This window comes from Rahnella perminowiae, from assembly GCF_019049755.1.
Lineage (GTDB): Bacteria > Pseudomonadota > Gammaproteobacteria > Enterobacterales > Enterobacteriaceae > Rahnella > Rahnella perminowiae.
Window position 1 is genome coordinate 1 of record NZ_JAFMOS010000489.1, and the last position, 12301, is coordinate 12301.

At 51.9% G+C, this 12301-nt stretch carries 7 protein-coding genes; all 7 read left to right on the forward strand.

The window, feature by feature from the left end; translation table 11 throughout:
• Positions 1 to 249: 249 nt before the first annotated feature.
• Complete coding sequence (locus J1785_RS09630) at positions 250 to 516, forward strand: PAAR domain-containing protein (RefSeq protein WP_129953516.1); 267 nt, start codon at positions 250 to 252, stop codon at positions 514 to 516.
• Between the two features lie 3 nt (positions 517 to 519).
• Complete coding sequence (locus J1785_RS09635; RefSeq protein WP_217138928.1) at positions 520 to 1683, forward strand: type VI secretion protein; 1164 nt, start codon at positions 520 to 522, stop codon at positions 1681 to 1683.
• Positions 1667 to 5083 carry an ImcF-related family protein gene (locus tag J1785_RS09640; RefSeq protein ID WP_217219300.1) on the forward strand — a complete coding sequence of 1139 codons (3417 nt, stop codon included), beginning with the start codon at positions 1667 to 1669 and terminating at the stop codon, positions 5081 to 5083. The genes J1785_RS09635 and J1785_RS09640 overlap by 17 nt, the downstream gene beginning before the upstream one ends.
• Positions 5083 to 6684 (forward strand): type VI secretion system protein TssA, encoded by a 1602-nt coding sequence (gene tssA / locus J1785_RS09645; RefSeq protein ID WP_217219301.1) that lies wholly within the window; start codon positions 5083 to 5085, stop codon positions 6682 to 6684. The genes J1785_RS09640 and tssA overlap by 1 nt, the downstream gene beginning before the upstream one ends.
• Before the next feature lie 24 nt (positions 6685 to 6708).
• Positions 6709 to 9447: a type VI secretion system Vgr family protein gene (locus tag J1785_RS09650; protein WP_217219304.1), complete on the forward strand. Its 2739-nt coding sequence runs from the start codon at positions 6709 to 6711 to the stop codon at positions 9445 to 9447.
• Positions 9447 to 11336 carry a phospholipase D-like domain-containing protein gene (locus J1785_RS09655; RefSeq protein ID WP_217219302.1) on the forward strand — a complete coding sequence of 630 codons (1890 nt, stop codon included), beginning with the start codon at positions 9447 to 9449 and terminating at the stop codon, positions 11334 to 11336. The genes J1785_RS09650 and J1785_RS09655 overlap by 1 nt, the downstream gene beginning before the upstream one ends.
• A partial coding sequence (locus J1785_RS09660) for an SEL1-like repeat protein (RefSeq protein WP_217219303.1) occupies positions 11336 to 12301 on the forward strand: 966 nt, incomplete at its 3' end. The genes J1785_RS09655 and J1785_RS09660, both read left to right, overlap by 1 nt.

Genomic DNA, 12301 nt, shown 5'->3' on the forward strand with positions numbered 1-12301 from the left:
CCCTTTCCACTTGAGGTCAGGTATATTTCTCATAAATGCATGAATGAGAAGTAGGATTTAGGGGTATTATATTTATTAGCTCCGTCGTGGGCATTTTACGAGAAAACCAACCTCAAGAATATTAAATAGTATTGCGCAGTTCCTCCCGACCAAAAAATAAATCAAGACAAAATTTAAAATTCGCATATTTAAATTACCTTTAACGTTATTTCATCAATATTACTTAAACCTCAAATAAAAGGAATTCTCATGCCAAAAGGTTTCGTATTACTCGGCGATAAAACCACACACGGTGGCTCTGTTATTTCAGCCTCTTCAACCATGATTGTAAACGGAAAACCTGTCGCCTTAATAGGTGACAAAGTCAGTTGCCCTGTTCCCTTTCACGGTGTTAACCCTATTGTAGAAGGTTCACCCGAATGGTCCTCAGACGGTAAAGCCATTGTGGTGGATGGCTGTAAATGCCTTTGCGGTTGTCAGGTCATCTCCAGTGCTCCGGATTGCGCAATAGGATAAGTCATGGGCTGGGAACGTCAAAAACCCTTTACGACTGAACAACCCTCACCTCCTTCTTCCGGCGGCTGGTTAATCAGTGGTGTGCTGGCGGTGATTGCCAGTGTGTTGCTATTCGTTTTACATGCTTCCGGATCACTAAGCGTGCTGAAACCGATCAATATCTGGTTATTCGCGCTGATTCCCGTCGTGCTCTGGATACTGACTTTCAGTACCTGTGGTTATCTTTATGGCCGCGAAATGGAGCGTTTCCAGTTCTTCCAGCGTGAGGCTGAACACGCTCAGCAACAATGGACCGCGTGGGCAGAACGTTATATCGCAGTATCCGCAAGTTGCGTGATGCTACCGGACAGTATTTCAGCAGCACTGTTACAACAAAATCTGAGAGGTTTACCGCAGCAACAGGGGTTGGTTCGCCACATTGATTATTTGAAAGATAACAAGTCGGTAATTAATACGTTGCTGGAAGGTATTCAGAGTGCCCTGCAGATACTCCCCCCTGAGTTAGCACTTCAGGTCACGGTATTAACCGATGAACCCGAATCAGGCAGGCAGAAATTATTCGCCCTGTTTGATGAGTGCTGGCAGACCCGTGCGCCTGAAAACCTTCGTCCTGCATCGCTGAACATCACCGATCAGCTTTCATTCCGGTCACTTGATGAAAGACTCGGGCAACCGGAATCTACGGTGCAGTTGATTTTGGTGAAGCAGATGCACGGGGATACACGTTATTCCGACGGTCTGGCCGCATTGTTGTTCACCAGTGATGATGTCGCGCAAAAATATGCTCTGCCACACATCGTCCGTGTACTGCGTCCTATGCCGCTGCATGTGGATAATCTCAACGAAGAGCTGACATTGCTTCTTACAACACAAACGCAGGCTTGCCAGACTACTAGCGTCCTGGGTGATCACCAAAAATGGACCGCGTCCTCCGCCGCAGTTATCACCATCGGAAATGCAGTTGGCACCCGATGGCAGGCAGAAAATATTCTGACAGTCGAAACATATTGCGGCATTCAGGGACCTTACTCTCCCTGGTTTACCCTCGCGCTGGGGGCTGATTTTGTTCATATCGGACAACAATCTTGGTTAGCGTTATCCACAACAGGAGCAGAAAATTTTGTTTACACCATCGCAACAGGGAGTGGGGATGAGCGTATTAAGTAGGCTCTGGCGTTTTGGGGGCCTGACGGTTCTGCTGCTGGCTGTATTCAGCCTCATTGGATGGGCTGTCTGGCATCACGGGGAACGACTCGGTCTCGATACTACCGGCAAAAAAGCCGCAGCCTTCCTGATGATCTGCTTGCTAGGAGCAGTGCTGCGTTTTGGCCCTGCGCTGCTGCGACTGGTGCAACAACTCATGCACCGCGAAGAAGAAAAAAAACAGAACGTCCTGCCGGGAAGTGAAGAACGTCTGCTGCAAACACCGCCGCGCCACGTCACGGTAACCGAAATCCGCGAAGCCCTGCGCCAGACTTACGGCCGCTTCTGGTCACACAAAGTCCGTATTTTGCTGCTTACCGGCAGCGCTGCCGATGTTGAGCGTCTGACTCCCGGCCTGACATCGCAATACTGGCAGGAAGACAGCGGCACCGTGTTGTTGTGGGGTGGCGATCTGGCCGCGCAGGCCGACAGCGCATGGCTTGTTGCACTGCGCCATTTGCGCCGCCGCCCGCTGGATGGCCTGGTTTGGGTGACATCTGCACTGGCGCAGCATACGGAGAATGGTCAGTTGCAGACGCAAACGCCTCTCTCTGCCGACATGATGGATAGCGCCGCGAAAGCGTTTTCAGTTCGCTTTGATCTGCTGGGATGGCGACTGCCGTTGTACGTGTGGTCACTGCATTCAGCGGGAAATCAAAATAAAGCCCGTATCACGCAACCTGTGGGCTGCCTGCTGCCTGCCGCCTGCAAACCGGATGAACTGAGAAAACAACTTACCGCGCTGGTGCCGACGTTGATCGAACAAGGCATGCAGCAAATCGGCGTCAGCAGGCAGAATCTGTTTTTGTTGCAGCTTGCTGATCAACTCGCACATAAACCGGACTTTATTGCTGAACCTGTGGCCGCGTTGCTCAACCCTTACCGCCCTTCTCCCCTTGCAGGCATCATGTTCAGCCCGGCATCTGTCAATGCACAGCGCACGGTAAAACATCACTGGGGCAAGGATAACCGTTGGGATGTTTTGCTCGGCTCACTGTCGTCATTACCCGCAGGGCTGGCGGTCAAAAAGCTCGGGTTCGCGTGGGGTAAAACGTGCGGCATGATTGCAGCAGGTGTGATGGTGTTATGGGGCGCGGGAATGGTGATGTCCTTTATCGTTAACCGCCAGACGATTAATACCAGCGAAGCGCAGGTGAAACAGGCTGCGGATGTGAAGCAGGCGCTACCACTGCGACTCAAAGCCCAGCGCGAACTGCAAAACACGCTCGACAGGCTTCAATACCGCCAGCAGCATGCACCCTGGTTTAGCCGGTTCGGACTGAATCAGAATGATCCTCTGCTGGCTGCACTTTGGCCACAGTATGCCGCCAGTGCGATGCCTCTGTTACGTGACGCCGCCGCTCAGTACCTTGAAGACAAGCTCACCACATTCACCGGTCTTCCACCAGGTGATCTGCGCCGGGATGCATTGGTGAAGCCCGCTTACGACCAGTTAAAGCTCTACCTGATGCTGTCACGCCCTGAAAAAATGGATGCGGCATGGTTCAGCAAAACGTTACTGAGCGACTGGCCGCAACGCAAAGGAGCACCGGATGGTGTATGGCAGGGAGAAGGTCCTTCCCTGCTGGATTTTTATGGTCGTAACCTTTCCCGTCATCCGGAATGGCAACTTTCTGCAGATGAAAATCTTATCGGTCAGGTTCGTACCTTACTGGTTCGCATGATGGGTGCCCGTAACAGTGAATCCTCGCTTTATCAGAAAATGCTTCTACAGGTCGCTCACCAGTATGCAGATATGACGCTGGCTGATATGGCTGGCGATACGGATGCTGAAAAGATATTGACCACGGATGCCGTGGTGCCGGGCATGTTCACCCGTAAAGCCTGGGAGGAGTCCGTCAAACCGGCGATTGATAAAGTGGTCAATGGACGACGTGAAGAAATGGACTGGGTGCTGAGTGACAACAAAACCGCCGTGTTGCAGCAGGATTCACCTGAAGCACTTCAGGCACGCCTGAAAGAACGCTATTTCGCAGACTTCTCCGCAAGCTGGCTGGATTTCTTGAACAGTCTGCACTGGCAACAGGCACAAACACTGTCAGATGCTATCGATCAGTTGACCCTGATGGCGGACGTGCGTCAGTCGCCACTGGTGGCGCTGATGAATACCCTCAACATACAAGGCAAAACCGGTCAAAACGGCGAAGCTTTATCTGACTCGCTGGTGAAATCTGCAAAAAATCTCTTAAACCGTGATGAACAACCGGCCATTGATCAGCAGGCCGGTGCACAAGGTCCGCTGGATGCGACGTTTGGTCCGATACTGACATTGATGGACAAGAAAGCCGGTGGGCAAGGCAATGCCAGTCTCAGTCTGCAAACCTTCCTGACGCGGGTTACGCAGGTGCGCCTTAAACTCCAGCAAGTTGTGAATGCCGCCGATCCGCAGGCAATGACGCAAACACTGGCGCAGACAGTATTTCAGGGCAAAGCGGTTGATCTGACAGAAACCCGCGATTACGGCAGTCTGGTGGCCGCGAGTCTGGGTCAGGAGTGGAGCGGATTCGGGCAGACAATATTTGTCCGGCCGATGGAGCAGGCGTGGCAGCAAGTTCTGACCCCGGCGGCAGAAAGTCTGAACGCGCAATGGCAGACAGCCATCGTCAATGACTGGAACAGCGCATTCGGTGGTCGTTATCCGTTAAAAAATACCAGCAGCGAAGTGTCACTGCCGCTGATGGCCCGCTATCTCAACAGCGACAGCGGTCGCATCGCCCGCTTCCTGCAAACCCGTCTGAACGGCGTACTGCATAAAGAAGGCAGTCACTGGGTGCCGGACAGTATCAATGCACAAGGACTGACCTTCAGCCCTGTCTTCCTGAAAGCCCTGGATACCCTGAGTTACCTGTCCGATGTGGTTTTCACTAACGGAGAAGCGGGTGTGCATTTTGAACTGCGTCCGGGCACAGCCAAAGATGTCATGCAGACAGATCTGGTGATCGACAGTCAGAAACTCAGCTATTACAACCAGCTTCCGACATGGAAACGTTTCACCTGGCCGAATGATACCGAAGCGCCTGGCGCAAGCCTGAGCTGGATAAGCACACAGGCAGGCACGCGTCAGTTCGCCGATCTGCCGGGTGCCTGGGGGCTGATACGTCTGCTCGATAAAGCCTCCGTTACGCCGTATCAGGGCGTGAGCAGCAGCTTTAACATCACCTGGAAAGCACCGGATGGCAGACGGCTGAATTACACCCTGCGCACTGAGGCGGGTGAAGGTCCGCTGGCGTTGCTGAGATTGCGAAACTTCACTCTCCCCGCGCAGATTTTCCAGGTTAAGGCGGCACGGGTTGCCTCTGTAGAAAAACCTTTTGATCCCGACGCTGTCGCTGAGGAGCCGTAATGTCCACATTAATTACCCTACAGAATGCATGTTCTGCTGAAACTTCGTCTCTGTTAGCACAGGCACAACAGCAAGCCTTGCTTTGGGATAACTGGCTCCATCCGGTAACCGCAGAAGCGCCAACTGGCGAAGACCCGGGTTATGACGATAGCTTCCAGCAGATGCGTGAAGAGGTAAACAAACTTTCCGGCGCGGATACTTCTCTGACCTGCGAACTGGCGGAAAATTTGCTCATCACGCACTGCAAGGACGTCCGCGTTGCCACCTATTACATCTGGGCGCGCTTGCATCGCGACGGTGAAGCCGGGCTGGCCGATGGCCTTTCCCTGCTGGCCGGGTTGATCTCACGCTTTGGTGAAACCCTGCATCCGTTGCGGCCAGCCAGCAGGAAAGCCTCGCTGGAATGGCTGTCGGGTTCACGCATGCTCGACAGTCTCTCGCTGTTCCCGGAAGTGGATAAGGCTGATTTTTCCCGCATCGTGGGCGCACTGGCTTTAATTGAGCAAGGATTAAGTACGTGGGAGCAATCCTCCCGACCGCAGTTTGGGGCACTCTATGCCGCGCTGGAAAACCGCCTTGCACAGTCCGGCGGTTTTGACGCTGTCATTCCGCAAAACAGCAGAACTACAAGCATTCAGCATTCAGCTGCAACCGGAGAATCCCCGGTACTGAAGCCGGTCACCTCCGGGCGTGAACTCTTAGAACAGGCCAGATTGCTGGCGCAATACCTGCGTGATCAGCCATCCGGCTGGCTCTCAGGTCATCATCTGATTAAAAGCATCCGCCTGGATACAGTGCATGAACTGCCTCCCCTTGCTGCTGATGGCCGGACCCGTCTGGCGCCTCCGAAACCGGAACACCGCGCGTTGCTCAAGCGACTTTATCTGCAGCAAAGCTGGCTGGAGTTGCTGGAGCAGACAGACAGCCTGTTCGCTCAGGGCGTGAATCATCTCTGGCTGGATTTGCAATGGTATCTCCATCAGGCGCTGATCAAAGCGGGCGCACCCTATGAAGCCTGGGCTGACATCATTAAGCAGGATTTAAACGGAATGCTCACCCGCTTACCCGGTCTCGAAGGGCTGGCATTTGATGATGGCACCCCGTTCGCCGATGAAGTCACACTGAATTGGATCAACCAACAGGTTATGACATTTCAGGAAAGCTGGGGTAACGAACCCTCTGCATCGGCGTCCACAGCAGGCAATGACGATATTCTGCAACTTGAACCGGAAGCGCTGGCACAGGCTGACAGTAGCGGCGTAGAAGCCGCCCTGAACTGGCTGCAAAACCGCCCCGGTGCCCGCACGCCCCGCCATCAATGGTTGGTACGTCTGCTGATGGCCCGCGTTGCCGAGCAATACGGCAAAAATGACATGGCGCTGCATCTGCTGGGGGAACTGGACAGCAATGGCTCCACGCTCACCCTCACGCAATGGGAACCTGAACTGCTGTTTGAAGTGAAAGCCAGACGCCTGAAACTCCTGCGCATGAAATCCGGGCGCGCAGACACCGACAAATCGCGGCTGCATGGTGAAATGGAGAATCTGCTGGTGGGGTTAATTGCTATTGATCCTGCACGTGCTGCGGTGTTGTGTGGCTAATAAATATAAGGAGATACCCGCATGATGGATATTGCACAAAACCTGCTGTCGCTCTCGAAAACCACCCTGAACCGTTATCGCCTGACAGTACCTTCCTGTCAGGCCTTGCTGGATATGGAGAGTTTCACCGGCAACGAAGGCATGAGCCAGCTTTATCGCTACACCCTCACCTTTACCAGTACGGAAAAAGATATCGACCCCCGCCAGCTACTCCGCCAGCCGGCGACGTTCACCATGGGCACAGGTCCGCTGGAAAGCCTGTCTGCACAAAAAATCGTACATGGTGTGATCACGGATTTTAGCCGGATATCAGGCTCAGCGGATCAGGTGCAATATCAGGTAACGCTTGAGCCCTTTCTGGCACTGCTTGCAAATCAGTTTCGTACACACCGCTTCTTTGTGAACAAATCCGTTCCTGACGTTATTGAACAGGTGCTGACCGAACACGGCCTCAAAGGCTGGGAGTATGAATTTTCGCTGAAACAGGTATACCCGAAGCGCGAACAGATAAACCAGTTTCAGGAAAGCGATCTGGCCTTTATCGAGCGCCTGCTTTCTGAACTGGGGATATTTTATTTCTTCACCCTGCAACCTGATGCGCAGACTGAAATCATCCACTTTGCCGATAAGCAAAGTGCTTACTATTTCGGTAAAACTCTGCCGCTGAACAGTCCGTCCGGGATGAGCGACAGCGGTGCGGACTCCGTCTGGGGCGTAAATATTCAGCACAGCGTAGTTCAGGCATCCGTCACCAGTAAAGATTACAACTACCGTGAGGCGCAGCGGGTTTTACAGTCTGCCAGAGCAGACATGACCCGCGGAGCGGGCGAAAGCATCACTTACGGAGAGGTGTATCACTACAAACCGCGCCATCCGGAAACGGGCGACAAAACCGACCCTGCGGCTGAAACCGCCAACTTTATGGCGCGCCTCGACCACGAACGCTTTTTGTCACAACAAACAATCCTTTCCTTTTTTAGTAACGATGCCACATTGCAACCCGCGCAGGTGCTGACGATTACCGACCGTGCGATCCCTTCAACGCTGCCAGAATTGCTGTCATCCGCGGTCGTATTGATCCACACCCACTTCAGCGGCAGCCGCCAGAATGCCCTGAAAGTCAGGCTCAACGCGGTACCTTACAATGAAACCCTGTGCTGGCGCCCTGCTCTGCTGCCCCGTCCCGTGGTCAGCGGCACCCTGATGGCGCGTGTCACCAGCGCCAAAGCCAATGATATTTATGCCTGGCAGGATACATCAGGGCTGTATCGGGTCAGATTCGATGCCGACCTGGATGGTAAAGCGCAGGGTCAGGAAAGTATGCCGGTGCGCTTCGCCAGACCTTATGGCGGTGACGAGTATGGTATCCACTTCCCGCTGATACAGGGCACGGAAGTGGCGATTGCCTTCCACGACGGCGATCCGGACAGGCCGTATATCGCGCATGCGCTGCATGACTCACGCCACACCGACCACGTCACGGAGCAAAACAACACCCGTAACGTCATCCGAACGCCAGCCAACAATAAGCTGCGGATGGAAGACAAACGTGGCGAAGAACATATCAAGCTCAGCACGGAATACGGCAGCAAGACACAGCTCAACCTCGGGCATAGCGTCGATGCCAGCCGTGCGCTGCGCGGTGAAGGCTTCGAACTGCGCACCGATGAATGGGGCGCAATTCGGGCCGGAAAAGGGATATTCATCAGCGCCGATGAACAACCTGCTGCAAGTGGTAAACAACTGGAGATGGACGAAGCCATTGTCCAGCTTGAACAGGCGCTGACGCTGGCACGCAGTCTGGCGAAGATGGCGGAAATCGCCAAAGCCACACCGGGCGATACCGACAGCCAGAAAGCGCTCAATGCTTCACTGGAAAAGCTGAAAGCCGCGGGCATCCTGATGTCCGCACCCCAGGGCATTGGTATCGTCAGCCCGTCTGCGGTGCGCCTTGCCTCCGGCAGCCAAAGCGTCGGAATTATGTCGGGTAGCAATATCGACATCAGCAGCGGCAAATCCTTTACCGTCGCCGCAGGCGAAAGCATCAGTTTGTTTGCTCAAAAATCCGGCATAAAGCTCTTCGCCGGAAAAGGGAAAGTCGACATTCAGGCACAGGGTGACGAATTATCGGCGCTGGCCAAAAACGACATCACCGTGACCAGCACGGAAAGCACCGTCACTATCACCGCCGCCAGAGAGCTGATCCTGACCTGCGGCGGCGGCTACATCAAACTCAGTGACGGCAACATTGAAATCGCTGATCCGCAAAACATCCTGTTTAAATCAACCAACTGGCAAAAGATGGGACCGGCAAGTTTGAATAAACTCTTTCCTCGCTTCCCGAGTGCTGACACTGAAATGCCATCAGATAAAGAAGAGGCCGAAATTCCTCCGCAGACTTTGCGAATTAACGTACCGCAGGCACCTAATGCTCTGGATACCAGCTGGGCAGGCATGCCGTACACGCTGTATGCCGATGATGCAGAAGTGAAAAAAGGCGTGCTGGATAAAAGCGGAAAAGTCGACATCGAGCACAAGCCGCAAACCCAAAGTTACCGGCTGGAAATGGCGAATGGCATTCACTATCAGATCCCGGTAGTGAGTGCTTATCGCAATCAGGAACAAGGCGAACTGGCGAACCGGGGTTTTCATCATCATACCTCTCAGCCTGACGCTGATATTAACCCGCCAGCCTCACACACCGAGCACCGCAATCTTTATAAAGAACTCCTGGATGGCTTCGGTGATAAGGAAGAGTACTGATGAGTCAAAATGATATTGTTTCTCCCGTCTCTGTTGTTGATACCAGTCAGTGCACCATCATTCCGCCCTGGTTTGTGGAAGGCACTGAATTCCCGCCTGCTCCCGCGACCTATAAGCCTTTGGTCAACGGCGAAGAAGCTTTCCGCGCAGTGCATGAAGCCATCGCCAATGCCAAGAAGACCGTCGATATCATCTGCTGGGGATTTCAACCATCCATGTATTTTATTCGGGATGGTCAGGCACCTTGTATTGGTGAGTTACTCAACCAAATAGCACTTAAAAATAAGGTGCAGGTTCGTGTCCTTGGCTGGGAAATGCCTTTTAATTCAGCTGGAGTTGCTGGCGAAGCGAATTTACCTAATAAAGGTCCTATCAGCATTAAGGCACGAGCAGGACAAACCTCAACTGTGGAACAATACGCTTATGATGGCGAATGGTTTAGACAACACTCATACGAAAGCAAACTCCAAGCGGTAAGTGCGGCGGGAATGAATGTTGGCTTTACTAAAGTTAAGCATGATAAAGACAATATTAACAAAATTCTTACTGAAACTCCGGTATTCGCCGGTCGTGGATTCAATCCGAAAGATCGTGCAGAACTGGCCTACAGATCAACATATCAAAGCATTGATAAGAATCTGAGCGCTTACACAGTGCTGACAATGGCAGGCACGGTAACTCACCATCAAAAAACTGTGCTGATTGACTTTGAATTACCTGAGCATGCCATCGGTTTCGTTATGGGGCATAACATGCTTGACGAATATTGGGACACGGACTCTCACACTTCCATGAATCGTCTTGCCAAAGATAAAGTTGGACCTAACACAGGACCACGCGGAGATCTGCCAAGACAAGATATATCCAGTCAGGTAACCGGGCCAATTCTGGAACATTTGCATAAAAACTTTGCCACCGCGTGGCTGAGGGAAACGGGACAAGATTTACTCATTATGCGTAATGCTAGAGAAGTCGCTAAAAAGCTTCAACAGCGTTCAGAATTTGGCACTCCGATCATGGCGCAACTTTTGCGCACTCAGGCGCAGGAAGGCAAACGAGATATAGAAAAACTCTATTTGAAAACAGTTAATAATGCGACGCAGTTTATATATATAGAGAACCAATATTTTCGCTGGCCTCCATTGGCAGAAGCCATCAAAAAAGCAGCAGAAGTTCAAAGCAAAGCGGGCAGGGATCCCGGTGAACACGGTTCATTACATTTATTCGTTGTCACCAACGTTACTGATCAGGGTATTGGTGCTGGCACGGTGAATACCCAACGCATGTTGGAAGTTCTCGGCCGCGCCGACACAATTCCGAATGTGACAAAATTGACCAGGATTGGCAAAGCCAGCGAAGAAGTTTTCACCACGGCGCCTGCTATATATCTCGATCCTGCCGATGCGAATAAAAGGTATCAGGACTTGCTAAGAAAAACGGCAGGATTTGAAAAACAGGCTCAGGAAATTCAGGACAGCACAATTAAACCTGAAACGGTTCCCGGTCTGAAAGTTCATATTTGCTCACTGGTGGCAAAAGATTCACCTGCAGAGAAATGGATGCCTGTTTATATTCACTCCAAGCTCATGATCATAAATGATGTTTTCACTACTCATGGCTCCGCCAATATCAACACCCGCAGTATGCAAGTAGACAGCGAAATGAATATTGCTCATGAGATGAAAAGCGTGACAAAAGCGCTACGACAAAAGCTTTGGAACCTGCATACGAATAAGCAAGGTGCGCAGGATGATCCTGACAAAGCATTTGAAGCTTGGGAAAAACTTCTTGATAGAAATAAAAAGCTTCAGGATACAGGGGTAGATAATCCTGCAGCGCCATTGATAAAGTTTCGCTACAACGAGTCTACTCTGAAGGATCTGGACTAATGCGCAGATTATTATTGTTATCTTGTCTTCTTTTAACGGCCTGTGACGGCGGTAAAAACACGACTTCTGTAAAAAAGGATTTTGCTATGGACCCGCTCACTAACGTTAATGCCAAACTGGCCTTTACCTGCAAACTCGAAGCTATCCCCGACGCTCCCGCTGAACCCGATATATTGTATAAATACGCCCGCTGGTTACAGGTCAACAACCAGCTTAAACAAGATAAAACAGTGGATGTGGAAACCGAGCGGCTTTACCGGATTGCAGCAGCCAATGGTCACTATAAAGCTAGCATCAACCTACAAAACAGCGCGATGCGTGGACAGTTTTCACTAAATAGTGATGAGCAGCTGCGCATGAGCCAACAATTGATCGATGCCAAGATAGCGACTGGTTACTATTTTATTGCTATTTATCTTGAACGAGGCGCTGCAGGGCTACAGCAAGATCCTGAAATGGCATTGCGTTACTACCGCAAAGCTGCCGATGAGGGGAATCAACAAGCCCAAGCTTATGTTGGTGACAAATTATCTCCGGCACAAATGGCACCGGATGTATCCAGACAAATGCTCCATTGTGCCGCCGAACAGGGAGATGGTGGAGCGGCTAATGACCTAGGTAATGCACTGGCAGTAAAAGGTCTTTATCAAGAGGCTGTCAAGGCATTCCAGTTAGGGGTGATGGCTGGTGATTCAACATCTGCCAGCTTTTTAGAAAGTGGATTCAATGGTCCTGAATCTTCTAATAAACTTGATTACCTAGCCTTGCCGAAAGACCCTGAGCGCGCCAGACGATATGAAGCAATCTGGAGAATTCTTGCCAACTACTCGTATGCCCACCCCACCGTCCCAGAAATCAACGATATCGTCCCCCTCCCACCGGCCCCGCTGCCTGCCTGGGATGGCAAGATAAAATGGCTGGAAGATCGCAAAGCGAACATTCCGCCGACCAAACCCAGCGAAGCC

What these genes read in the sequence shown, in the direction of transcription:
- J1785_RS09630 (WP_129953516.1), top strand. Translation starts at nt 250, where the DNA reads ATGCCAAAAGGTTTCGTATTACTCGGCGATAAAACCACACACGGTGGC.
- J1785_RS09635 (WP_217138928.1), top strand. Translation starts at nt 520, where the DNA reads ATGGGCTGGGAACGTCAAAAACCCTTTACGACTGAACAACCCTCACCT.
- J1785_RS09640 (WP_217219300.1), top strand. Translation starts at nt 1,667, where the DNA reads ATGAGCGTATTAAGTAGGCTCTGGCGTTTTGGGGGCCTGACGGTTCTG.
- tssA (WP_217219301.1), top strand. Translation starts at nt 5,083, where the DNA reads ATGTCCACATTAATTACCCTACAGAATGCATGTTCTGCTGAAACTTCG.
- J1785_RS09650 (WP_217219304.1), top strand. Translation starts at nt 6,709, where the DNA reads ATGGATATTGCACAAAACCTGCTGTCGCTCTCGAAAACCACCCTGAAC.
- J1785_RS09655 (WP_217219302.1), top strand. Translation starts at nt 9,447, where the DNA reads ATGAGTCAAAATGATATTGTTTCTCCCGTCTCTGTTGTTGATACCAGT.